General features: G+C 44.3%; 18 protein-coding genes and 1 tRNA gene. 12 read left to right on the top strand and 7 right to left on the bottom strand.

Annotation, left to right across the window (positions count from 1 at the left end; translation table 11 throughout):
* Window positions 1–63: 63 nt before the first annotated feature.
* Window positions 64–801 (bottom strand): superoxide dismutase, encoded by a 738-nt coding sequence (locus F3I09_RS28540; RefSeq protein WP_149698468.1) that lies wholly within the window; start codon window positions 799–801, stop codon window positions 64–66.
* A gap of 415 nt (window positions 802–1,216) precedes the next feature.
* Here F3I09_RS28540 and F3I09_RS28535 point away from each other — a divergent pair, with 415 nt between their 5' ends.
* The 5 genes from F3I09_RS28535 (at window position 1,217) to F3I09_RS28515 (ending at window position 6,850) form a co-directional block, all read left to right on the top strand.
* A complete protein-coding gene (locus F3I09_RS28535) occupies window positions 1,217–2,320 on the top strand; it encodes a ThiF family adenylyltransferase (RefSeq protein WP_223233420.1) in 1,104 nt (367 codons plus the stop codon).
* 107 nt (window positions 2,321–2,427) lie between these two features.
* Window positions 2,428–3,138, top strand: coding sequence for a hypothetical protein (locus tag F3I09_RS28530; protein WP_149698466.1), 711 nt, complete (start codon window positions 2,428–2,430; stop codon window positions 3,136–3,138).
* Between the two features lie 20 nt (window positions 3,139–3,158).
* Complete coding sequence (locus F3I09_RS28525) at window positions 3,159–5,285, top strand: 7TM diverse intracellular signaling domain-containing protein (protein WP_149698465.1); 2,127 nt, start codon at window positions 3,159–3,161, stop codon at window positions 5,283–5,285.
* A gap of 67 nt (window positions 5,286–5,352) precedes the next feature.
* Entirely contained in the window at window positions 5,353–6,450 is a 1,098-nt protein-coding gene (locus F3I09_RS28520) for a hybrid sensor histidine kinase/response regulator (RefSeq protein WP_149698464.1), read from the top strand.
* On the top strand, window positions 6,434–6,850 hold the full coding sequence (locus tag F3I09_RS28515) for a two-component system response regulator (protein ID WP_149698463.1): 417 nt from the start codon (window positions 6,434–6,436) through the stop codon (window positions 6,848–6,850). The genes F3I09_RS28520 and F3I09_RS28515 overlap by 17 nt, the downstream gene beginning before the upstream one ends.
* Before the next feature lie 57 nt (window positions 6,851–6,907).
* On the opposite strand, the gene F3I09_RS28510 is transcribed toward F3I09_RS28515, so the two are convergent.
* A complete protein-coding gene (locus F3I09_RS28510; protein WP_149698462.1) occupies window positions 6,908–7,642 on the bottom strand; it encodes an SDR family NAD(P)-dependent oxidoreductase in 735 nt (244 codons plus the stop codon).
* Between the two features lie 175 nt (window positions 7,643–7,817).
* On the opposite strand from F3I09_RS28510, the gene F3I09_RS28505 reads away from it, so the two are divergent.
* On the top strand, window positions 7,818–8,180 hold the full coding sequence (locus F3I09_RS28505; protein ID WP_149698461.1) for a helix-turn-helix domain-containing protein: 363 nt from the start codon (window positions 7,818–7,820) through the stop codon (window positions 8,178–8,180).
* A 183-nt stretch (window positions 8,181–8,363) separates the two neighbouring features.
* Here F3I09_RS28505 and F3I09_RS28500 read toward each other — a convergent pair whose 3' ends face one another.
* The gene (locus F3I09_RS28500; protein WP_149698460.1) at window positions 8,364–10,655 is read right to left on the bottom strand and encodes a histidine kinase dimerization/phosphoacceptor domain -containing protein; all 2,292 of its coding nucleotides are present in this window, start codon (window positions 10,653–10,655) and stop codon (window positions 8,364–8,366) included.
* A gap of 685 nt (window positions 10,656–11,340) precedes the next feature.
* The gene (locus F3I09_RS28495) at window positions 11,341–13,773 is read right to left on the bottom strand and encodes a CshA/CshB family fibrillar adhesin-related protein (protein WP_188133988.1); all 2,433 of its coding nucleotides are present in this window, start codon (window positions 13,771–13,773) and stop codon (window positions 11,341–11,343) included.
* An 821-nt stretch (window positions 13,774–14,594) separates the two neighbouring features.
* Between F3I09_RS28495 and F3I09_RS28490 the strand changes: the two genes are divergently transcribed.
* Window positions 14,595–14,903 (top strand): hypothetical protein, encoded by a 309-nt coding sequence (locus tag F3I09_RS28490; protein WP_149698458.1) that lies wholly within the window; start codon window positions 14,595–14,597, stop codon window positions 14,901–14,903.
* Between the two features lie 271 nt (window positions 14,904–15,174).
* Here F3I09_RS28490 and F3I09_RS28485 read toward each other — a convergent pair.
* Window positions 15,175–15,248 (bottom strand) — tRNA-Ala (locus F3I09_RS28485).
* Window positions 15,249–15,404: 156 nt separating this feature from the next.
* Between F3I09_RS28485 and F3I09_RS28480 the strand changes: the two genes are divergently transcribed.
* From F3I09_RS28480 to F3I09_RS28470, 3 genes are all read left to right on the top strand, one after another.
* Window positions 15,405–15,962: a GNAT family N-acetyltransferase gene (locus F3I09_RS28480; RefSeq protein ID WP_149698457.1), complete on the top strand. Its 558-nt coding sequence runs from the start codon at window positions 15,405–15,407 to the stop codon at window positions 15,960–15,962.
* 33 nt (window positions 15,963–15,995) lie between these two features.
* Entirely contained in the window at window positions 15,996–17,324 is a 1,329-nt protein-coding gene (locus F3I09_RS28475; protein WP_149698456.1) for an amino acid permease, read from the top strand.
* A 261-nt stretch (window positions 17,325–17,585) separates the two neighbouring features.
* The gene (locus tag F3I09_RS28470) at window positions 17,586–20,903 is read left to right on the top strand and encodes a carboxypeptidase regulatory-like domain-containing protein (protein ID WP_149698455.1); all 3,318 of its coding nucleotides are present in this window, start codon (window positions 17,586–17,588) and stop codon (window positions 20,901–20,903) included.
* Between the two features lie 321 nt (window positions 20,904–21,224).
* Here the strand turns inward: F3I09_RS28470 and F3I09_RS28465 are convergent, their stop codons facing one another.
* The gene (locus tag F3I09_RS28465) at window positions 21,225–23,156 is read right to left on the bottom strand and encodes a gamma-glutamyltransferase family protein (protein ID WP_149698454.1); all 1,932 of its coding nucleotides are present in this window, start codon (window positions 23,154–23,156) and stop codon (window positions 21,225–21,227) included.
* A 183-nt stretch (window positions 23,157–23,339) separates the two neighbouring features.
* Here F3I09_RS28465 and F3I09_RS28460 point away from each other — a divergent pair, with 183 nt between their 5' ends.
* On the top strand, window positions 23,340–23,822 hold the full coding sequence (locus tag F3I09_RS28460; protein ID WP_149698453.1) for a hypothetical protein: 483 nt from the start codon (window positions 23,340–23,342) through the stop codon (window positions 23,820–23,822).
* Window positions 23,823–23,938: 116 nt separating this feature from the next.
* Here F3I09_RS28460 and F3I09_RS28455 read toward each other — a convergent pair whose 3' ends face one another.
* Window positions 23,939–24,298, bottom strand: coding sequence for a SnoaL-like domain-containing protein (locus F3I09_RS28455; protein ID WP_149698452.1), 360 nt, complete (start codon window positions 24,296–24,298; stop codon window positions 23,939–23,941).
* Window positions 24,299–24,722: 424 nt separating this feature from the next.
* Between F3I09_RS28455 and F3I09_RS28450 the strand changes: the two genes are divergently transcribed.
* On the top strand, window positions 24,723–25,727 hold the full coding sequence (locus F3I09_RS28450; RefSeq protein ID WP_149698451.1) for a helix-turn-helix domain-containing protein: 1,005 nt from the start codon (window positions 24,723–24,725) through the stop codon (window positions 25,725–25,727).
* Window position 25,728 lies beyond the last annotated feature (1 nt).

The raw sequence follows: 25,728 nt of genomic DNA, 5'->3' as shown, positions 1-25,728 counted from the left end.
TAAAGAGAGAAGGCGTTCTGTTATAACAGAACGCCTTCTCTCTTTATATATAATGTCCACGGACTATTTTACAGCTGCTGTATATAATCTATCTACCTCATTCCAGTTCACAACATTCCAGAAAGCAGTAATATATTCAGCACGAACGTTATGATATTTCAGGTAGTAAGCATGTTCCCATACATCCAGTCCCAGGATAGGTGTACCACGTTCCTTCACGATGTTTTCCATCAATGGGTTGTCCTGGTTAGGTGTTGATATAACGGACAATTTCTTACCTGGTGTTACGATCAGCCATGCCCACCCGGAGCCAAACACTCCTTTAGCGGCAGCATTGAAGCTGTCCTGGAACTTTTCAAAAGAGGTAAAAGTATCGTTGATAGCGGTTTTCACTTTATCTGAAGGCGTTGTTTTCTGAGGAGACAACAGCTTCCAGAACAGGGAATGATTATAATGGCCACCCGCGTTATTGCGTACGGCTTTATCGTCAGCTTTTACTTTCGCGAGGATCTCTTCAAGTGAAAGATTTTCGTAAGATGATCCCTTTACAGCGTCATTCAGGTTCTTAACGTAGGCGCCATGGTGTTTGTCGTGGTGGATCTCCATCGTTGTCTTGTCAATATGCGGCTCTAAAGCGTCGTATCCATAGGGTAAAGGTGGTACCTCAAAAGGAGCTTTTGCATTGCCGTCTAAAACGGACACCCCTCTACGGGCCGCAGGAGCAGCCACTATACCTGAGGGATTGCTTAAAGCTGCTACACCGGCCAGACCGGCCAGCTTTATAAATTCTCTCTTGTTCATATACTAAGGCATTAAAATTATGATGAATAAAGAACTTCAATGGTAAAGCCAAAACAGCAAATTCTACACCAATATTATAGAAATTTATTTCATGAGTTGCACCGGCCATCGAACAATTGTCATTAAAACACAGATTCTCACTAAAATAACGACGTCATTTCACAATCTTTTCAAATTAATTGTTATTTTACCATACGCTTTCATGTGAAACTTTAACTTTTTCTTTACTTGTGTACTATAAACAACATTTATCCCGGACTACATAGTGAGTATATGATATATGTAGTGAATTAACGAGCTTGCCTTTGTCACCAGGCCCTTACCATGCAAGAATACACTAAACATACTAACTAATTGACCATACATAACCATTTTGAATTGCCATCATTGTTCATAAAATTATATGCCAGGCAAAATGACAGAACTAGAGCATTATATCAGTAAGCAACGGACAGAGCCGGATAATTATACACCAGTATTTTATCGATTGCAGCAGGAAGAACAATATGCCGATTTACTGGCTTTATTAGCGGCTAATCCTCATATACGCGTATATGACCAGATTCATTCCCAGCTAAGGGAGCTGATGAAAATCCGCAACCCTACCAAACGGCTTACGGAAGAAGAATCTGAACAAAAGATCAGCGAATATGTTGGTACTACACCGCTTCATGCCTTTGGCGTATGGGTGTACTACCCATGGTCGCACAGGGTGGTACATATTGTCGACGAAAAGGATTTCATTGAACTACGTACCAGCAGGAATAAACAAAAGATCACCGATGAGGAGATATCCATGCTAAGCGGTAAGAAAATAGGCGTTATTGGCCTTTCTGTAGGTCAATCCATTGCGCTTACCCTGGCGATGGAAAGAGTATGCGGAGAATTAAGGCTGACCGATTTTGACAAGGTTGAGCTGACCAATATGAACAGGATCCGTACCGGTATTCACAGCATACAGGTTCACAAAGTGGTAATAGCAGCCCGGGAAATAGCGGAGCTGGACCCATTTATCAAAGTTGTGATTTACACGGATGGCGCCACCGAAGAAAATCTGGATGACTTCTTTACGAAAGACGGTAATCTCGATATCCTGGTAGAAGAATGTGATGGTATAGATATAAAAATATTGAGCAGGATGAAAGCCAAGTCCCTTGGCATACCTGTTGTGATGGATACCAATGACAGGGGCATGGTGGATGTAGAACGTTTTGACCTGGAACCCGACAGACCCTTATTGCACGGCTTTATACCCGATATAGATTTAAAGAGCCTTCGCGGGCTTACGGATGCAGAGAAACTACCCATATTTCGCCCTATGGTTGCATTGGATGACATGTCCGAAAGAATGAAATACTCTTTAGGCCAGATAGGAAAGACTATTACGACCTGGCCTCAACTGGCATCTTCTGTTGTACTGGGCGGAGCCGTAGTAACGGATACTTGCAGGAGAATACTGCTCGATCAGTTCAAAAGCTCTGGCAGGTATTATGTAGATTTTGAACAAATAATTGTTTAATAATTCGGGGTGAGCGGAAATAGATGTCCTTTGCAATCGAAATCGCAACAGCCGGTCCGCTCATTTCCCGGCCTGATCTTTTTTAAGGAGTACCCAGATGCAATATCATGATTACAGTAAGGGCTTTTAAAGCGCCAGATGATCCGGAGGCTTGTCTTCGTTTTTATAATGGCCATCTCCGGTTATTGGAAATATACTTTGGCATTGCTAAAATCACATCCGGCAGTGCGGACTGGATGCACCATGAAAATAGCATCGTGATTATTGTAGAGGATGAAACACGCACCAAAACATACGGCGGCGCCCGCGTACAACTGGCTGACGGCATATTGCCGCTGCCTATAGAAACTGCTATCGGCAAATACGATCCGAAAATATATGATGTTGTCAGAAACGGCAGCGCAGAGATCTGTGCTATGTGGAACTCAAAAGAAGTAGCCGGCATGGGTATCGGTAGCCAGGTGCTGGCCAGGGCAGGCGTAGTACTGGCAACGCAGATGCCTATCGACAATTTCCACGTTTTATGCGCCCCGATCACCACCCGTATAGGCAAGAGGGTCGGCTTCACCATCGATGAATCATTGGGAGATAAGGGCACCTTCTTCTATCCCAAAGATGACTTCATTGCCACGGCAATGCTCATTAACGATGTTAATAAACTGGAAAATGCAGACCCCAAGGAACGGGAGCTGATCTACGATCTGCGCGAAAATCCGATCCAAACCAAAACAGAAGTTGGACCTAAAGGGTCTTATGAAGTGAGCTATAACCTTGAAATTGCTAATTTGCAGTATTCCAATGTGAAGAGTGAACGGTGAATTTTCTATAAATTTAACGCATGTTCCGATTTATCGCTCTATTGCTCCTTACTCTCTTTGGTTTCCAGCAATTGGAGGCAGCCCCTCCTTTCGTGTTCCAAAACAATATGCCCCTAACCAGGATCGGCAAGAACCTCGAAATATACACCGATAAGACTAACAAACTGGATATCAAATCGGTAACCAAAGCACCTTTTACTTCTCCGGATGAAAATGTCCCCAATCTCCAGATCACGCCCTACACCCACTGGGTAAGGTTTACTATCACAAATGAATCTGACCTGCATGAGTTGCTGCTGGAAGTAGAATACCCTACTATTGACGATATTACCCTGTTTGAGACACAGCCCGATGGCAGCTATAAAACAACCCATCTGGGCGAGTTTACCAGCTATTCCAACCGGCCTGTGGATCATCAGAACTATATATTCCCCCTTGCCATACGGCCTCATACCACCAGGCAGTATTACCTGAGGGTGGTAGCGGGAGAACAATTACAACTACCTATTTTTGTAGGTACCCGGGACCAGATAATGGAAAAAAATGACTACCGGGAACTCATATTTGGCTTATACATCGGGGTTATACTGGCCATGTCCTTTTATAATCTTTTCCTATACATGTCCACAAGGGATACCAGCTATCTGACCTATGTATCCTATAACGTATTTGTAGGCCTCACACAGGCTACACTACAGGGCTTTACCTTCCGGTTCATCTATCCCAACAGTCCCTGGATGGCCCAGCATGCTACCGTACTGGTCCCCATAGTAAACGGATTGACAGCGTTATGGTTCATCCAGCAGTTCCTGCTCACCAAACAATACTATAAGCCCGGACACCGGCTCATTAATATACTTATCTACCTTTATATCGGCTGTTTCATCCCCTCCCTGCTGGATATGTATATCGTTGCCCAGATCTGGGTGCAGTTGGTTGTAGGCGCCGCGGCCATCAGCGTATTATATATATCGGCACGCATGACCCTTATGGGCTACAGCTCTGCCAGGTTTTTCCTGATCGCCTGGTCCATATTCCTACTCAGTGTACTGGTATTTGTGCTTCGGAATGCGAATGTGCTGCCGTACAATGAATTTACCTATTATGCCCTGCAGATAGGTTCTGCCATGGAAGCCCTGCTCCTGTCCTTTGCACTGGCCTATAAGATAAACCTGTTCAAGGCGGAAGCACTACAGGCATCCCAGGAAAATGAACGCCTGGTAAGGGAACAAAATATCATACTGGAAGACAAAGTGCATAAACGTACAGAAGAACTGCAAACCAGTAACGAAGAACTCAACATAGCCATGAAGAACCTGAAAGATGCACAGACTCAATTGGTGGAAAGGGAGAAAATGGCATCTCTCGGTCAGCTGACCGCCGGTATCGCCCATGAAATAAATAATCCGATCAATTTTGTCACTTCTAATATAAAACCACTGAAGCTGGATATCCAGGATATCAAAACGCTGCTGGAAAAGTATGACGCATTGCCAGCGTCTCCGGATATTCATGGCGCGCTTCAGGAGATTGCCGCTTTTAAAGAGGAAATAGATATTGACTACATCCATGATGAAATATCTTCCCTCATCAAAGGAATTGAAGACGGCGCTACCAGGACATCGGAAATTGTTAAAGGATTGCGTACCTTCAGCAGGCTGGACGAAAGCGATCTTAAATCCGTAGATCTGCACGAAGGGCTGGACAGTACACTGGTACTACTCAAAAACAGTATACCACCTAATGTCAAAGTAATAAGGGAATATGGCTCTTTGCCCAAAATAGAGTGCTATGCCGGTAAAATGAACCAGGTGTTCATGAACATACTGACCAATGCCTTTAATGCCATAAAAACAAACAACAAAGACCGTGAAGAGATGGTAACCATTACCACCAAAGAGGATAACGGTCTTGCCCTCATCAGTATAAAAGACACAGGCCCCGGCATGACAGAAAAAGTGAAAGAAAAGATCTTCGACCCTTTCTTTACTACCAAAGATGTGGGTGAAGGCACCGGACTTGGACTTTCAATTGTATTTAGCATTATCGAAAAGCACAGCGGGCGCATAGAGGTAATCACTGCTCCTGACAAAGGTGCAGAATTTATTATATATTTACCTATGAGCATAACGGCTCATGCGTCTTAGTATACCCACGCAGGAAAATCCATTTGATCAACCTGAAAGTTGAACCTGCGGACAAAAACCAAAATGGATGAAAGACAACCGTATCAGGATTTTGTACATTGACGATGAAGTTCATAACCTCAATGCTTTTAAAGCCGGGTTCCGCAGAAGTTATGAAATTTATACCGCCAATTCTGCCCAGGAAGGCAAACAGCTATTGAAAAGCATTGATGTACACATCATCATTGCCGACCAGAAAATGCCCGTGTCCACAGGGGTTGAATTCTTTAATGAAATAAAGGATACCCTCCCCGACCCCATGCGTATACTCCTGACAGGTTATACGGATGTAGAAGATATCATCGATGCTATCAACAAAGGACATATCTTTTCCTACATCAAAAAGCCCTGGGATGAGCATGAACTGCATCGTACCATCAACAATGCATTCGAAATATATTCTACCCGCAAACAGCTGAAGGAAAAAATCCTGGAACTGGAAAAGATCAATGATGAGCTGAACCGCTTTATCTATTCCACTTCGCATGACCTCCGTTCTCCGTTGATGTCTGTACTCGGTATTATCAACCTGAGCCGTCTTGATAACTCGGTGACCGACCCTAACGGTTATCTCAATATGATAGAAGCATGTATCCTCAAACTGGATGGATTCATACAGAAGATCATAGAATACTACCGCAATTCCAGGTTGGATGTGGAATATGAAAAGATCAACTTTGAACATCTCATCCAGGAGTGTATTGCATCTTTCCGCCATCAGAACACGGCCATCGAGTTCCAGGTGAACGTAGACCAGCCGGTAGATTTCAAAGGAGATACTTTCCGTATCAGTGTTATTCTGAATAACCTGATCTCGAATGCTGTGAAATACCAGAAACCGGATGAAAGCAATCCGAAAGTGTTACTGTCAGTGAAGGTAGAGCCGCATAAAGCGACCCTGTCCATCGAAGATAACGGGATAGGTATACTTAGTGAGCATCTCAACAACATCTTCAAGATGTTCTTCCGTTCAAAAAATAATAATAAACCAGGAAGTGGTATTGGTTTGTATATTGTAAAAGAAGCGCTGAATAAAATTGGCGGTACTATCAACGTTGAATCAAAATATGGAGAAGGTACACAATTTGAAATAAGCATTCCCAACAGAAATGATTTCGATTCCTGATTTACGTGTAATACTCATAGATGACAATGAAGTAGATCTGCTGCTGCATGAGCGACTTATTACGCTGCAACAGATCAGCAGAACTGTGCTTGCCTTTAACAACGCAAACAAAGCGCTTGAATTCCTGTCTTCCAATATCACCCTACCCAAGATACCGCCTACCGTTTTGCTACTGGACATACAAATGCCGGAGATGGATGGTTTTGAATTCCTGGAGGCGTTTTACAGCTATCCTGCCAAGATCAAGTCGCAATGCCATATTATCATGGTATCATCTTCTCTTGACTATGGAGACCTCAGCCGTACCTATGCCAATCCGATGGTGCTGAAATTGCTAAAGAAACCTTTACTGGCTTCAGAATTGAAAAGCGCAATTGCTGAAATTTTTAGAGATATGTGATCCATACAGTGAAAATAAAAAGCCCCTGCAGGGGCTTTTTATTTTCACTGTATGGCATTACCAGGGCAATGACTTCCCATCACGGAAGAAACCTCCCGTAGGCCCGTCTGCCGGTAATGTAGCAGCCCACACAATGCTTTTTGCCCCCTCTTCCACTGGTCTAGCGCCTTGCTCTTTCAATCCTTCATAAGTGGCAGTAAAACCCGGACATACCGCATTCACCAATATCCCTTCATCTTTCAACTCTTTAGCGGCCTTTACTGTCAGTGCATTGAATGTTAGCTTCGTCAGTGCATATGTTGTCAGCACTCCGGGGAAATGATGCAATCCAAAATCAGGATCGTCATAAGAGCCCATACCACTGGTGACATTCACAATACGCGGTTGAGTGCTCTTCCTGAGCAATGGCAGGAATGCCTGTGTTGCCTGCCAGGGGCCAAACACATTGCTGTCAAAGCATGCTTTCACAACGCCCAGGTCAGCAGTAGCGATAGTAGAGGTAAAATCTGTCATAACGCCTGCATTGTTGATCAGTACATCCAGGCGACCCAATCGTTCTGTAACATGTTGTACACACTTCGTAATGCTCTCTGCATTGCTGATGTCCAGCTCCATAGGTACAACATCCAGTTTATCCTCTTGCATAGTTGCGGCAAGATGTGCTGCCTTCTGGTAATCCCTGGCGGTGATGATCACCTTATAGCCCTGCCCTGCCAATTGTCTGGCGGTTTCATATCCCAGACCTTCTTTTCTGCTTACGCCTGTAATTAAGACAATGTTTCTGGTTTCCATAATTATCCTCATTGATTTATTGAGGCGCAAACATAGAATAGCGGAATGGTCCGGATAAGTACACGGGAAATTGTTAATTACTTACAAAACAGTAAGAATTGAAAGTATCGGATACTTTATAATTATCTTTGAAGAACAGGATTGAATTTGTTAACTACTAACAAACATGTTAGAAATGAGAAAAGCTACTTCGACAAATGCACTTAATGCAACAGAACTTTATGAAACATGTGGAATGGCCATTGCATTGCGAATACTCGGAGGCCGATGGAAACCAGGTATCATCTGGCATCTGGGTCACAGGAGAATGCGTTACAGTGAATTAAAAGCCCTTATCCCGAATATCTCCGAGCGCATGCTTGTGCAGCAATTAAAAGAGCTGGAAAAACATGGCTTCGTGGAGCGCTTTGTATTTCCGGAAGTACCTCCGCGCGTGGAATATGCGTTAACCGAGGAAGGGAAAACATTGGTTCCCATCGTCCGGTCACTGGCGGCATGGGGGAATACTCAGCGTGAAAAAATAAAATTGCCAGTATAGTCAGATACTGAAAACAACTCCTGTCATCACAATCATCCCCGGCCCAAGTGGTACAATACAACAAGCATTATGTAAAAAGAAAAAAGTCTTTATGACTTATATTCATAAAGACTCTTGCTTGTGCATTACTGCAACATATTAATACCGATATCTACAACAATCTTAACAGGGCTTCCCAATTTTTCACGCATAATCGGCAACCCTCTCCATAAGCACTACAGGCTTATCAAAAGTTTCTTTCTCCTCGTATCTAAAGCTGACAGTAATAGTAACGCCGTTACGGCTCTGAATATCCAGAACCCCATCTAGCTGTTCAGCCAGGGTATGCATCAGCATCATACCCATTGAACCTCTCTGAGTAGGTATTTCACCTTCAGGAAAGCCCTTGCCGTTATCAGCAATAACAAGCGTCAGATAGCCCGTATCTGCAGGCTGTAAGGAAACAATGATAGTACCATTGCCGGTAAACGCATATTTGATAGCGTTGGTAATAGCTTCATTCAGGATCAGGCCCACCGGTACAGATTGTGATACATCAAGTCTCACCGGCGCTATCTGAAGATCAAATTTTATCCTGCTGACATCTGAGAATCCATCTTTCAGAAATACCACAAGCTCGTTAATATACGTGCGCATATCTATTCTCGCCATATTGTCTGACTGATAAAGCTTCTGATGAATAAGTGAGATGGCCTGCATCCGGTAACGGCTTTCCCGGATAGCATTCAACGCGTCTTTGTCATCAAGAAAGGCTGCCTGTGTATTTAACAGGCTCATAACGATCTGAAGGTTATTTTTCACACGGTGATGAATTTCCTTAACCAGCCATTCCTTTTCATCCAGCAATTTATTCTGCGAAGCGATCAACTCATGCAGGGACAGGTTTTTGCGGTTAATTTCGTCCTGCTGTTGCTTTAGCTGCCGGTTGCTGCGCAACTTCAGCTGATAACGATTGTAGCCTAACAGCAGCAGCGCCACCAGCATACCGGCGCCGCCAATGATCACATTCCTGGTGAAACGGGCCTCCTGCGCTTCCTTTGTGAGCAGCTCAATATTCCGTTCTTTCAGCGTTAGCGCCTGATCTTTCTGCTCAGTCTCGAATTCCACCTGTAAATAACCGATCTTCTGCATTTTGGCTATATTAAACAAGGAATCATTAGCCTGTTTGTACAACCGGAAATGCTCAAGTGCTTCTTTATAGTTGGCCATAGCAGAGTCTGCACGATAAAGGAAGGAGCATGATTTTGCGCGGAAAGACAGATTACCACTCTTGCTTGCTACTGCCAGCATTACCTGGGCATACTGGTGCGCCGTATTGAATTGGTGAATGCCGAGGTAATAGTTGACCAGCGCAGTATAGACATATTCCAGATAAGCATCGTCGGGATACATCGTATGCCGCATATCTTCCAACTGCTGGGCGTAAGGAGCCCCACGCTCAAAATCACCCAATAAGCAATAGGCATTTAAGATACTTTCTAACATCAGTATCTTTTTTTCCGGGCTTGTCGGAGGATAATAACGTTCTTCTTCTTTAAGGATCTTCAATGCTTCCGCGGGTTTATTCATCTTCTGGTAAGCCTGACCGATATTTCGGGCCAGTATCTGCATAGAGGGAGTATCCTTTAGTCTCAATGCAATTTCCTCGGCCTTCCGAAAGCTTTGCATTGCCTTAGTAACATCCTCCACCCTGATATAGATCATCCCTAACCTGTTATAGATCGTACAAAGCTGCGTAGTACTGTCTCCGACTGCCTGAGCTGTTTTTAATGACATCAACCCATATTTCAACGCATTATCAGAGTCACCCAACTGGCTGCAAATTGCACCCAAAAGGTTATATATCCCCTGCAGTTCTTTAACATGTAACTCTTGAAAAATGGGCAATGCCTGCAGCAAAACCTTTTTCGCTTCATTATAGTCAGGCAGGAAGGAATAATAGTCGCCAAGCCTGTAAAGCGCATTTGCCTGTTTTAATTTCAAACCCAGCTCTCCATAGATCACCGCAGCCTCCCGATAATACTTAAGCTTGACATTAAGACTTTCAATATCTACCGGCTGATAGTAGTCACACAGTTCCATGTATGTATCTGCGAGCAGTTCCTTTTGTTGATGTTCCTTAAAAACAGCTTCCGCTTTCAACGCATAGCTCTTCCCCCTTACAATATCGTTCTGTTCCCGCAAAATCTTTGAAAAGAGTAGATAGCTTTGACCTTCCCATACCTTGTTGCCTATGCTTACAGCAGATTTAAGCACTTTTGCAGCACATAATGCAGCACTATCCATGTCGCCAGGTTCAATACCAGGCCTATCGACATACGAAATACCTGTGTTAAACAGCATCCGCAGATCATTTGTATCAGGACGTTCCTTCTTCAAAAGCTGTTGCAGGACCAATGGAGGCACTTTATCCTGTGACAGACAGGGGATCAAACAACTCGTCATACAATAGAAGAGCATGAGTAATCTGTTCATAACTTAATTTATTTTACTTCTCTATTAGGTCAGTTGGTAGCGCCGCAGGACTTAATTGTTTTTCATACAGTTAAAAAGAATGGTATTTGCCATGCTCTCTGCGAACTTAACTTCATGTTAAGCCTTTCGTTTTCTACAGCTGTGGTTCGGTTCAATGAAAATTTTAATCTGCTCTATTACCTCATATCAGGCTTGCCCTCAGGTTGTCTGGAAAACGCTTCAATAAGCCAGACACCAATATTCCCTTAGATATGGCATGAACTCTCCTGTAATCCTTTTTTATTATCGGCATATGTCAGCGTGCGCGAATCATTTGTTCCACCTCCTGGTTGATATATTCAAAATTTTCGAAAAGTCGCCCCTTTTTTTTGGAGGATCCCACGCCCCAAAAGTCATCTAGATCTTACTGGAGTTCAATTATTAGGGATGAAGATACAAATCTCTTTTAAACTTTTTAAATCCTGCCCTATCATGTGTAATAAGCGTCTATCAAGAATGGCAAACCATTCTTAGCTGCCTGACAGCTATTTTAATGCCTTTCGCAATTTCATTTGCGATCATTTTGCAAAGTCAAAGTCAGGACATTAAAGGAGGCGAAAAGTAGATTAACAAACTTCAACTATGCATAAATACAAAAGCCCTGTAAATTTCTTTACAAGGCTTTTGTATAGAATACCGGGATTTCTTATTGTACTAAGGTTACTACGCCTTTCCGCTCTATTTCACCACAAAGTGTTTTAGCTTTTATATAGTACACGTATGCACCTACAGGTTGCAATACCCCTTTAAAAGTGCCATTCCAGCAGGCGCCGGCATCTTGTGTGCTGAACACCAATGTCCCCCAGCGATCAAATATCCTGAATTCAAGTGCCTTTACACCTCCCCAGTATTTCAAACCAAAGCAATCATTCTTTCCATCCCCATTAGGTGTAAAAGCTGATGGCATCGGGTATACACTCAGCCCGGCACTTAAATCCACAGATACAGTGATCGAATCACGGTTAACACAATTATTATCATCCGTTATGGTCACATAATAAGTGGTCGTTTCTGTTGGCGATACCATCGGGTTAGCAATCTGCATATTACTGATCGTTGTGGCACTGTCCCAGACATATCTTGTTCCCCCAATAGCAAAAAGCATCGAGGATCCATGGGAACAATCAATACCATTCGTGCTTGTGATGGCGGTATTAGGCAGTGCATTCACCCTTACCGGTATCACGAAATTTTTGTTTACACTGCAGGTATTGTTAGTAATGTTAACTGCATAAGTGGTAGCCTGATCAGGTGATACAGTGATAGAATTACTTGTTTCCCTCAGTGCTACGCCATTTTCCAGCCATTCATAAGTATCTCCACCTGTTGCCTGTAAGGTGAGCGGCGTTCCTTTACAAATAGCAGTATCAGCAGGTGTTACAGACATTGAGATATCCAGAACAGTTATCAGTACTGAAGCCTGACTAATGCAGCCGGTACCATTATCTGCAGTTACAGTATAACGGGTGGTAGAGGCAGGCGTAGCCACAGGGGATAATATACTAGCGTCATTCAGTCCTATTGCAGGCGTCCAGATAAAAGTTGTACCATTATCAGAAAGTGTAGTCAGCCGCACCGGATTGCCACTACAAACTGTTGTATCCACACGGGTAACAGCATCCGCTATTTCATTTACAACTATTTGTACATTCCCTTTTCCCCCGCAACCACCTGCGTCTGACACTGTTACTTCATAGTTGGTAGTAGCGATTGGAGAAGCGAGAGGATCGGAAATATTTGCATCGGATAATCCGGCAGTCGGACTCCAGTTATAAGTACTACCTCCCGCTGCCTGCAATTGCACCGAATTGCCGGCACAAATAGCGGTCGCAGAAAGGTTAGTAGTAATAGCACAGGGCGAATTTACCCGTGCCATATAATCTTCCACCTCTCCATCCTCTGCCGCGATAGACACATCTTGTGTAGCAGCACGGTTAGAAGATAAACGAAACCTGAAGGCAAACAGTCCGCCCTTACCAGTAATAAACTTCCCAGGTAGTCCCGTCCAGTTCAATGTGGCCGTTGTTGCATTAGGCAGTACAGCAACCGTCACTGCTTCATTCGCATCAAACACTCCGTTTCTGTTATAATCAAAACTCCCGGTCAGCCAGGCATCAGCACCTGTTGTATTAGAAAGGGGCAGCTGAAGACTGTAAGAACCATTACCAGTATAATCCGGAAACGCCGTAATGGCATCTTCATCAACGCCGTTGAGATTATCGTCTATATTATCAGCACCATCTGCATCCGCTACAGTATTTCCGAGTTTCAGACTTTCATCCGGGGTAAGGGCAGGAAAAGGAGGATTGAAATTACAACCGTTACTACGTACATACTTTAACAGGTGCCTCGCATATCCATAACCGCCGGGCAGGTCACCTCTGTCCAGTGGTGCATAAACACCAAATGCCACGCCCATTCCACCCGGCACCGTTCTTTCCATTTTGACACCTACTGTTAATATCCCATTAGCGGGAGCTACGGTGGCCATTAGAGGATTCTGTCCAACAGGAGAGCCATCCATAGAACCCTGTGTATCCGTAATTACGATCTGCTGCGTGCCGCACCCCGTCACAGGATTACCGGTCTGTGATGAATTTCTGAAGAAGTCCAGGAAACTCCAGCTTCCCCCGCTGGTAGTAAAAGTGGTATACTCTACCGGACTCAGACTCCCCTCTGCATCTGCAGCCAGAAAGGTAAAGGGAACCGGCTGGCCCTCACGCGTAGCGGTAACAGTCATGGTAAAATAAGAGTCCTCTCCCTGGGTATAATTATAAAAAGCAGGCATCTTCGTCGGGTCAGAGAAATCATACAGGAAATGAAGTACAGCACCTGACCATGTATTCATCACCTTTGGAGCAAGCGAAGGGCCACTTACCTGCGAAAAAGTAATCTTTACATTCAAACCATCATCGGTGGTGAAATCACGGGATGCACCGTTAACCAACGCAAATCCATTCCAGTTAAACCACCATATGTGATTTTTAATAACACCACTCCCCATATCTGCGTACTGAGCGGAGGCATCTGTAAATACACTTGTAACGAGAATAAGGAGAAGGACTATTTTTCTTAACATTTGAAGCAAATTGATAGGGAATATGTTGGTCATCTTAAATAACAGAAAAACAATACGAGAGAAGTTTGCCCAAAATCAAAAGAATATACTACCACTAACAAACATAAATACCCCGGGGAATAAACATCTTTCTCAATAGGCTCAGGGACCGCGCTGGCATTTGGGTAAACAAGCCAGCACCTTGTTAGATCGACGCAAGATAAAACTAAAACCTGTACAAACAAAAAAGCCTTCAAAATCCTTATTACCAGGAATTTCCAGGGCTTTTACCCTGTGGAGTCCGCCGGCAAGTTGTCGCCCCAATTACTGAATTTTCTAATTCGTATTAACAGTGCAAAAAATTACTAAATACCTTCCCGATAATATTAGCTTTAGTATGGTATTTTAATAATCTTTATGTATATAATTGTTGGCCACACAACACCCCGCTCCGGACAGCACACTAATATCCGGTGGCCGATACTTTTAATCCATCTATGGAATTTTATTGATTGACCCCCATAATAAGAATGAGGATGCTATACAGGCTAAAAGTCTTAATCTCCGGGAATTTAATATCATAGCACTAAAATTCGCTTTCTTTTAAAAACAAAAGGATTTACCAGCTTGTATATATTATATCATAAGGCTTCTTATTCTTAACCCAATCTGGTTGACAGAAGCTTTAAAGTCATTGCGTGAATGGTCGGGAATAATAGCTACTTGTTATCAATGACAAGGGACACTCTTTGCTGCACAATATGATTACGACCAATTTTACAACATAAGGGCTTGCTCAATTTCTGTATAACATTTTATTTAAAAATCAAAACTATAATAACATGCGTACAATGTTAAGAGTGACGATGGATGTAATTGCGTCAAACAAAGCTATCAAAGATGGTACACTCAGCGAGATTATCAATTCCACTATGGACAGAACCCACCCTGAAGCCACCTATTTTACGGCTATTGATGGATGCAGAGCCTGTATAATGGTTTTTGATCTTCATGACCCATCCGACATCCCTTCTATTGCAGAACCATTTTTTGTCAACTTGAATGCAAAAGTTGAATTCTCTCCTGTTATGAATGCGGAAGATCTGAAGAAAGGACTTGAAATATCGGCGAAATCTTTCGCAATGGCTTAGTAAAAGAATTTATACAATTCTTTACCGGAACTGAGTAATTGTACATGAGTAACTACCAAGCAGCAGGCGGCATGATGTAAGGTGGTGCATAACGGAACAGAACGGAACCTACTGGTTGTGGTAATTGGACTTTGATGTAAACCAGAGAGGAACTGGCAGTTATCTTTACATGCAAAGGTAACTCATACACTAGAAATGTATAAATCATTAATACATCTGACTGCACAAAAAAACCCTGCAAATTAATGATTTGCAGGGTTTTAATTTTTCGTGGAGAATACCGGAGTCGAACCGGTGACCTCTTGCATGCCATGCAAGCGCTCTAGCCAACTGAGCTAATTCCCCGCATAATTGGAGTGCAAATGTATACTTTTTCCTGAAAACGTCAAATTTTACCCCTCAAATTCAATTTTCCACTAAAAATAGCCAGTACCCCTATTAGGGGATACACTAATCTTCCTCATTTTTGTTTCTTTACACCATCGGAAATCAGCGTAACCTATGTACACAACTAAATTTATTAGTTCGGACAATGAATTAAGACAAGTTGCCGAACTATCCAGGCTAAATTCAGCTGAGAGTCTTACAGAAGACGTTAAAGCCGAACAAGGCTATGTTTCCTGGAAATATACTTTTGAAGATCTCAAAGCGCTTCATGAAATTGCACCATCCGCGATTATAAAAGACGGCGACAAAGTAATCGGCTATCTTTTGGTATTGGTGAAAGAATCGGCCACTGTATATGCGCCGCTTAAAGAGGCGCTGAACCTGTTTGACGGTCAGGTTTACAAGGGGAAAATGCTTATGGACTACAACGTATATTTTCTTGGGCAGACCTGTATTGACAGCAACTACCGCGGCAGAGGACTCTTACGACAATTGTACCAGTTTCATAAAGATAACTTCGAGTCAGTGTACGACTTTGCGCTTAGCTCCATTGCAAGAGACAATCCAAAGTCTATGATCGTACACGCCAGGCTGGGATTCCGTACGCTTTTCCCTTTTACTGATGGCGGAAAAGAATGGGATATTGTGATATGGGATTTTAATCTGGGATAATCCGATATTTACAGCCAATATACACCCTGCCGTATGAAAGAAACAGCTAAGGAAAAAAACAAGCTAGGCCTCTGGACAAGCACATCCCTCATTGTTGGTAACATGATCGGAGCCGGGATCTTCCTGGCGCCCGCTGCGCTTGCCTCATTCGGCAGTGTTAGCCTGTTGGGATGGGTGATTTCAGCCATTGGCTGTTTCTTCCTGGTAAAGGTGTTCGGTAATCTCAGTAAACTTGTGCCCAATGTAACAGGTGGTCCATACGCCTATACCCGCCGCGGCTTCGGCGACTATATGGGCTTCTCTATAGCCTGGGGATATTTTCTGGCAGTGTCCTGCGCCAATGCGGCTATCACCATAGGGTTTGTCAGTGCGTTAAGTACCTTCGTCCCGATATTGTCCACCAATACCTTAAGTGCTGTAGGCACTGGTCTCGGCTCCATCTGGCTGCTGACCTGGGTCAATAACAGGGGCATCAGGACTTCCGGTTCCGTGCAGATGGCAACGACCATACTTAAGCTGATACCATTATTTCTGGTGGCTTTCGGGGGATTGTTCTTCATTAAAGCAGCCAACTTCCCTGCATTCAATAGTAGTGGCACATCCCTGTTCACAGCCCTTTCCAACACAGTTACCTTTACCATGTTCGCCTACGTCGGTATTGAATCTGCTACCATTCCGGCTGAGAAAGTACAAAATCCGCAGCAGACCATTCCACGGGCTACCCTGCTGGGGCTATTCATAGCTACAGTAGTCTACGTTTTAGGAACAGTCAGCGTGATGGGTATCATTCCATCAGCGCAGCTAAAAAAAACGGTTACCCCTTTCGCCGATGCAGCTGTCATTATGTGGGGGAATAATGCCCGCTACTGGGTAAGCGCAGGTGTGGCAATAGCAGCATTTGGAGCACTGAACGGCTGGATGCTGATACAGGGACAATTACCTTACGCTATTGCAAAGGATAACCTGTTTCCGCAGATATTCAGTAAAGAGAATAAAAGAGGCGTTCCCTATGTCGGTACCCTCTTCAGTAGTGTATTGATTTCCATTCTCATGGCAATGAACTATACCAAAGGCCTGGTAGAACAATTCAAGTTCCTCGTTTTGTTGTCAACCTTGTCAGTTTTGATACCCTATCTGTTTTCAACAGCCGCTTATTTTATACTGAAAACTAAAAGCGGACCGCTTAAAACAAACGAGTGGATACAATGTATCTTACTATTCGCCGTTTCGTTTAGCTATGTACTTTGGACAATTGCCAGCGCCGGGCAACAGACTATATACTACGGATTTCTCCTGCAGATGATCGGGATACCTTTGTATTTATGGATGGCAGCCAAAAAAGAAAGCTCCTTATTTCAGTAAGAACAAAGATCCCCACTACTACTGAAATAATGAGTAGTCAGACAAATACTCATAAAAAATGCACCACTCAGCGATGTACTTTTCCCTTCCGCAGATTTACCGCTAACGCCCCTCCGAATTCAGCTAACTTGCTTCCAAAATCTCTTTCGTAAGCGCAATTCTGAAGACAATCTGTCGAATCAAAATCTAAATAATTTGTTAACGCATTAACTTCTGTTTTGTGCGTTTTTTTTGAGTATTTCGAACAATAAATCTAACTGCATGCTTTTCAAAAAATGTCTGTCGGCCATCATCGGGCTGATAAGCCTACCTATGCTATTACTCGCCCAGGAAACTACCTCCGAGATCCATGGGCAGGTTAAGGATGGGCAAACGGGAGTACCCGGCGCTGTCATTATCGCACTACACAACCCAACTGGTACAAAGTACATGACCACAACCCGTAAAGACGGGCGCTACAACGTACCAAACGTTCGCGTGGGGGGACCTTACACAATTTCCGTATCCTATATCGGATACAAAGACCAAAAGATCGAGAATGTCACACTCTCCCTGGGACAGGAGTATACCGGTGACTTCAACATTGTGCCTGATACAAAACAACTGAATGAAGTGGTGGTAAAATCAGGTAAACAAGACAAAACATTTAATAACAACCGTACAGGTGCACAGGAGATCATCAGCCGTGATCAACTGGAAAAACTGCCTACTATCAACAGGTCTGCACAGGATTTTACAAGACTGGAGCCTACCACTTCCAGCCCTATCGGCGGACAAAGCTTTGGCGGCCGCAGCAACCAGTACAACAACTTCACCGTAGATGGTGCCAACTTCAATAACTCATTCGGGTTATCAGGTACCCTCGGCGGCCAAGCAGGCGCACAGCCTATTAGCCTGGACGCGATCGAACAGATTCAGGTAAATCTTGCTCCCTACGACGTACGCCAGGGTGGCTTCTCTGGCGCGGGTGTAAATACCGTTACAAAAAGCGGTACCAACACCTTCAGAGGAACCGTTTACACTTATTTCAAAAATGAAAACACACAGGGTTACAAAGTAGAGAACGCAGTTGCACCTAAAACTGATCTCTCCTTTAATATCCGTGGTGCTTCCATCGGCGGACCAATCATTAAGAACAAATTATTCTTCTTCGTGAATGGTGAGTCATCCCGTCAGACAGCTCCTGCTACCAGCTGGATCCCTTCTGATGCTTCACACGCCCCCAGCAGCCCAGGTGGTGTTTCCAATGCCAATGCAGACACTTTAGCGGCCCTGGCTACCTTTCTGAAGGGTACTTACGGGTACGATCCCGGAGCTTATTCCGGCTATTCCTTCAAGACAAACAGTGATAAGATCACTGCAAAGATCGATTGGAATATCAACGATCATAATACCCTTACTTTAAAGTACAACTACCTGAAATCAATGTCTGACCAGTTTGCAAGTACCAGCAGACCGGCAGGGCAAACAGGTGGCCAGCCAGGCTTTAACTCAATGCCTTTCTATGGAAGCGGATATGTGATCAACAACAACTTCAATATCTTTATTGCAGAACTGAACACCCGTTTCGGTAACACTGCCTCCAACAAATTCCAGGTTGGATACACAGCACTGCGTGACTACCGAACACCTCATTCCAGTTCCTCCACAATGCCGCTGGTGGACATCCTGAACGGCGGTAACATCTACACCACCTTTGGTTATGAGCCGTACACTTATAACAACACCCTGAATACTGACGTATTCCAGATCTCTGACATCTTCACCTTCTACAAAGGTGCACATGAGATTACAGTAGGTACGCAGGATTATTACAGGAAATATAAGAATGCATTCGCTCCTGGTTACCAGGGTGCCTATCAGTTTGCCAGCCTGACTGATTTCTACAACAGCGCCAGGAACGGTGCACTGAATGCAAAAAGCTATTACCTCCAGTATTCTGCATTATCTGATGGATCCTTCCCATGGGCATATGCAGGTTCTACAGAACTGGGTTTATTTGCACAGGATAAATGGCGTGTATCAAACAACTTCACGCTCACCTACGGACTGCGTCTGGATATGACTATCTACAAGCAGGACTTTGAAGACAACCCACAGTTCAATGCATTGAAGTTCAAAGATGGTAAGAGCTACGATATCGGAAAAGCTCCCGGTAATGCATTGCTGATATCTCCTCGTATTGGCTTCAACTGGGATGTACTGGATGATAAGACCTTACAGGTTAGAGGTGGTTTAGGTATCTTCTCCGGACCTCCGCCATTTGTATGGATCAGCAACCAGGCCAGTAACAACGGTGTACAGTGGGGTTCCTTCACCAAAAGTGGTGTAGCATTCAGTGCTGATCCTAATCAGTACCGTCCTGAGTCAGCATCTGCCAACACAGCTTATCTCGTTGCGCTGACTGATAAAAACTTTAAATATCCTTCCGTGCTGAAAACAAGCCTTGCTGTTGATAAAAAACTGCCAGGAGACTGGGTATTCACAGTAGAAGGTACTTACTCCAAGGATATCAACGCTGTATATTATCAGAACATTAACCTGAATGAAACCAACGGTTATGCACTGACTAATGGAAGTGATAACAGGATGCGTTATAACACATCCCTGACCACTTCTCTGAATACCAGCAATAAATATTATTCCGCAGGTACCTCCCTGGCTGATCCTAATATTGGTAACGCTATCCTGATGAGCAATACCAGCAAAGGATATGCTTACAATGTCACCGGTCGCGTGCAGAAAACATACAAGAACCTGTATGTAAGCGTTGCCTATACACATGGTGATGCACGCAATACAGCAGAAACGGGCAGCACCGCTTCCTCACTGTGGAGCGCCCGTGCTGTAAGTGCAGATCCAAATGCAGCAAACCTGACATATGCTTCTTACAGGCTGCCCAACCGTATTATCGCAATGGCTTCCTACAAAGTATCCTATGCTAAATACTTCGCTACTTCCTTTGGTCTGATCTACGAAGCAGCACCCGCAGGTGTAACTTCTTACATCTATAATGGCGACCTGAATGGTGATGGTTTCAATAATGACCTGATGTATATTCCTACCAGCGATAAAGATATTAATCTTATCAACGTAGGTTCTTACAACGCCACTACCCACACGGGTAGCACTACAGGTACTTCAAACGACCCAAGAACTGCTGCCCAGATCTGGACACAGCTGAACAACTTCATCAGCCAGAGCGGTTATCTGTCTTCACACCGTGGACAAGTAGCAAAAGCGAACGCGGTAACTCTCCCATTCTTTAAAAAAGCGGATGTCAACATCACTGAAGACATCTCTGTTAAAACCGGTAAAGAGCGCCACACACTGCGTTTATCCCTGGATATCATCAACGTGGGCAACCTGTTGAATAAGAACTGGGGGATCGTAAAGTCTGCTACAGTAACCAACCCGCTGAAGTTTGAAGGTATCGCTGCTGATGGTAAGACTCCGTTGTTCTCCTTCCCTTATGCGGATGTTAACAACCAGGTACACTACTCAAACAGCTTTGCCAACAACACAGGTATTACCTCACGCTGGCAGATGCAATTTGGTGTAAGATATCTGTTCAACTAATATCAATATACACTAAAGATAAAAAGCCGTCTCATTCTCATGGGACGGCTTTTTTACTATGGATATGGCGAAAAAAAACAGTCCCGCATAAATGATGCGAGACTTTTGATCTAATTCAGGATTGTTTAATTTGAGGTTGAACATACAATACTCTACAACTTGTTCTTACAACTTTTACCAGTTGATTCATGCAGTTGAACACTGTGTTAATTGCTGATACAAAAATGATAAAAACCAATGCCCGCTCAAATGATCTAAGACAAGAAAGCCACTTGACATTTATCAAGTGGCTTTCTTACAGTTATTAAGATCGTCTTCAAACTACCATCCAATGCCGTAATCCTCTCCATGATTACTACTTCCTCCCCATAGGGAGCCGTGCTTACTATCCAGAAAAATAGCATTCACAGGACCGCTTGTACGCTCACCGAAAGTGGTAATATATCCCATCTTCTTTAATGTCTCTCTCACTGATTCCGGCGTATTACTGTTCAGCAATATGCTACCGGGATGCGGCATACGTTCTTTTGTACTCGTGCCTCCCAGCGATAACCACAGCTGATTGGTATTAATATTGGCGGCTTCTGTGGCCTGTTGTACCGTCATACCAAATTCCACTACATTCAGGAAGAACTGCAGCAGGTTCTGATCCTGGGTATCTCCACCCTGTACTGCAAAAGAAAGATATGGTTTACCATCTTTCAATGCCATAGATGGCGTCAGGGTCACCCTTGGACGTTTCCCGGGTGCTATTACGTTGAAAGGGCACAAAGTGCTGTCCAGTACAAAACTCTGCAAACGCTGGCTCATGCCCACACCCGTACGCCCTGCAATACATGCCGGCGTCCATCCACCGCTTGGCGTGACAGATACCACCCAGCCCTCTTCATCAGCCGCTTCCACGCTGGTAGTACCCCTCCACAGACGGTCCATATAGAGGCTGTCTATATTATTGGCAGCGTACATCTGATCAGTAGCCGGTACGGTCAGCAGGCTGGCCGCATCATGCTTCGGAACGAATCCTTCCGGCTTTTTCTCAAGAGACGTATCTGTCAGGGAGCTGCGTTGCTTTAGTAACCGCAGGTAAGGATTAGTTTTGCCCTCGAAAGGATAAGGATCCCCCGGCGCCGCAGCCGGGTCGTTATGATCAGGATTGATCTGTTTGGCCCTCTCCTTTGCATATGCTTTGCTCAGTAGCCCCTGAATAGGCGTTTTAGGCGTGAAATAAGGATCTCCATAATAGAAGTCCCTGTCCGCAAAGGTCAGGTTCATTGTTTGGTACAGGGTATGGATATATTGGGCGGAATTGTATCCCATTCCCTTCAGATCAAAATTTTCCAGGATATTCAGGCTTTGCAGCAGCATAGGTCCCTGCGTCCAGGATTGCAGTTTATACACTTCAATGCCTTTATAGTTCACGTGCAGCGGTTCCTCCTCTATCGGTTTCCACTTTGCCAGATCCTGCTCTGTGATCAGCCCTCCCTGTTCCTTACAGCCGCGTACAAATTCCTTTGCAATATCTCCCTTGTAAAAGCGGTCGTAAGCAGCCATAATAGCCTCTTTACGGGACTTTTTGTTCTTCAGTGCCGTCTGCTCCGCTTCTATCATTTTGGTGAGGGTAGCCAGCAGGTCTTTCTGTACAAAGATCTCTCCCGCTTCCGGCGCCTCTCGTTTCTCGCCCGGATGGGTCAGGAATACCGCTTTGCTGTAAGGCCACTGTTTCAGACGGTCTTTACTCTTTTCCATACTATTGGCGGTCTGAGCCTCGATAGGGTAACCGGCTGCCATTTCCATAGCTGGGGCCAGTACTTCTTTTAGGCTCAGGGTACCGTATTCTGCCAGCATGTAGCACAGCCCGCCTGGAGTGCCCGGCGTTACAGCCGCCAGCGGACCATATTCAGGTGGAAAATTGTACCCCTTGCTTTTGAAAAATTCCACGGTAGCACCGGTGGGCGCTACGCCCAGGGCGTTGATAGCAATAACTTTTTTGGTTTTAGGATTGAAGATCAGGGCCTGCGTTTCCCCTCCCCAGCTCAATACATCCCACATTGTACAGGTGGCTGCCAGCATGGCACAAGCCGCATCCACGGCATTACCGCCTTTCTGGAATATCATCGATCCAGCCGTAGCTGCCAGAGGTTTTCCGGTCACCGCCATCCAGTGTTTGCCATGTAACGGAGGTTTTTGAGTTTGCTGTGCTCTCGTTGCCAGTCCCAGGGAAATGAGGGCGGCAAGAAAAAGAAGACGTTTCATAAAATAATATGCGATTTAGAAATGTTATTATTCTGGTCATCGACAAAATAGTAAAATAGGAGTTATACCAGGAAAATATGGGATGAACTTTGCTATTACTCCGTTGTTATAGTAAAGGTGCGCACGTAAATACATTGATTATGCCTGGCGCACTTATTCCACGACATCGTAAATCTGTCTTTTATGAACGCAACAAGATTCTGGGAAATCATTGAAACCGCGTGGACAACAGATAGAGATTTATATAATTTAAGAGAAAGAGCGCTTACGACCAATGATCCCATTTTAATCAGGCAACTTGGAATGATCGTTTCCAATGACATTGCCAGCTATATCAGGCAACAGCTCCTTTATATGGATGAACGGGAGCTCACCAGGTTCAATCACGTCATGGAAGAAAAGCTCTTCCATATAGACCGTGAAGAAATCCACGAACGCGTCAACGGTTCAGATGAGGGATTCCTCCACCGACGATGCTTTATAGTGGGCATGGGAGAACGGTACTATAACATGATTGATGAAAATCCGGCCGCCGCCACGATGAATGTCCCCGCAGGGGACATCGGATTTATTGGCTACAGTGTATATGAGGAAAAATTCGGGGAAGAATTTGAACGATATTGTCTTCATTGTATTGAATCTGGCTCCAATTCGAGGGGCTGGTAACAACGAAAAGGGGCCGCACTGATCTGCGGCCCTTTTTTATGCTTTTTATCAACAGTAACCATAGCTACCGACACTGCCCAGGCTGATCACACATACCGGATGTGTTTACATTTCCACTACATGTAGAACTGTTCTGAAATTACTTTTCCTTCCTTTGTAATGTATACACAAAGTTCCTGCATCTTCATTCTGCCCTGCCCTTTCATAGTCATATCCATCGTCAGCACAAGGGCAAATGAATTCCCTGCAACCAATGGTGCAGAGACATCTATTCCATGAACATCCTCTACCATGGACATAAATTTGTTTCCCTTTTCAAAGATCTTGTCAAGGCCCTTCGTTTCCTTTGCAAATTCAGGCGTTTCCTCAGGCTCAATACTGATTGCATCCTGAGCATACAATTCTTTCTGTGCAGTTTCGAATTCTCCTTTTTTGCAGAGCTCCGCAAGGCGGGTTGCGATTTCTTGTGTAGTCATAATGCTGGTGGATTTTGGAGTTTGAATTAAGTTAACACATCCCCGAGGGGTATTGTTGTGTGAATAAATATCCTTAATTCACAAAAGGCGCGCCAGGGCGCCTGCTCCTTACTATGAATACAAGCACTTATGTACCCGCTCCACATATCGCTTCAGATATTCCACGCTGCATGTAATAAAAAATTTACCTCTATTAATTGTACTGATGACATCCTTCGCTGCAATAACTCAGCAAAAGGGGGAATGAGCTTGTTGTGCTCTACAGAAAGTATGAAACAGCATGAACAAAAATCCAGCGGGAAAATATGATAACGAATAAGCCTTATCGATCTGAAGTTTCATCGCAGTACCGGGGCATATATTTGGGTAGTAACCTGAATTTATACAACCAGAATTATTACAGTCACCGGTTAAATGCCTGAACATGACCTCCAGCTTATATCCCCCTGCGCTGCACTTTGGGATACCCGAAAAAATGCAGCCACATGTCCGGGTGTCCGCAAGCCTGCCGGACAGATATCAGCAATACCGGCTCGCACAATCAACAGATACCACGTATGTAGAAGCACCTTTCGGCAGTTACATCACACAGGAAATAAGAGATCCTGACTGGATTATCAGCTGGCAACAATGCTTTGTAAAGGAAAAGATCAGATTGCGCCCCTCCGTTACACAACCCATGCTGGCAATGTGCTGCATCCTGCAGGGTAATATTTCCTGCCGTTTGCAGGGAAAAGGGAAACTGATGCTGATTGAAAAGGAATTCGGTATCTATTACCTTCCTTCTCAGTCCCAGAATATCGCAGACCTGCGGCCGGGATATTATGAAATGATCTGTATTTCTTTTTCTCCTGCCTTCTTCCGGAAATTCATCGCTCATCATCCGTCCTTTGAAGAAATCTATCAGCAACAGCAGCGGCAGGCTCGCAGAGCAGCCCTGTTGCCCGCCATCAGGATGGACGTGTCGGACCTGAAAGTACTGCATGAAATGCGCCAGACGCCCGAAGCAGATCAGGCACTGAAGCCCTATCTGGAGTCAAGGTTGAATGAACTGCTATCACTGTATTTCAGCGCGCTCACCCCTAAATATCTTCAGAACGGCGATCAGGCCCAGAAACTACGCCAGATATGCATTTACATCCAGAACCATTATCATCAGCCACTAAGTATAGCTGAACTGAGCAAACAGGCGGGTATGCATATCAACACTTTTGAACGGGCTTTCAAAGAACTGCTTAGTGTTTCTCCCCGCGGATATATTGAACACCTGCGCTTAAAAAAAGCAGCCTCTCTCCTTTCCCAGACCACACTCAGCATCAAAGAGATCAGTTACAGCACCGGCTACCGGGGCGCGAATTATTTCACCGCTGTTTTCCGTAAGCGTTACCGTTGTTCTCCCAGAGAATATCGGAAAAACCGCTTAACTTGAC

Source organism: Chitinophaga sp. CF418 (assembly GCF_900142925.1).
In the GTDB taxonomy this organism is placed as follows: Bacteria; Bacteroidota; Bacteroidia; order Chitinophagales; family Chitinophagaceae; genus Chitinophaga.
The sequence above is the reverse complement of the archived record's forward strand: the minus strand, read 5'-3'. Positions and strand labels throughout refer to the sequence as shown.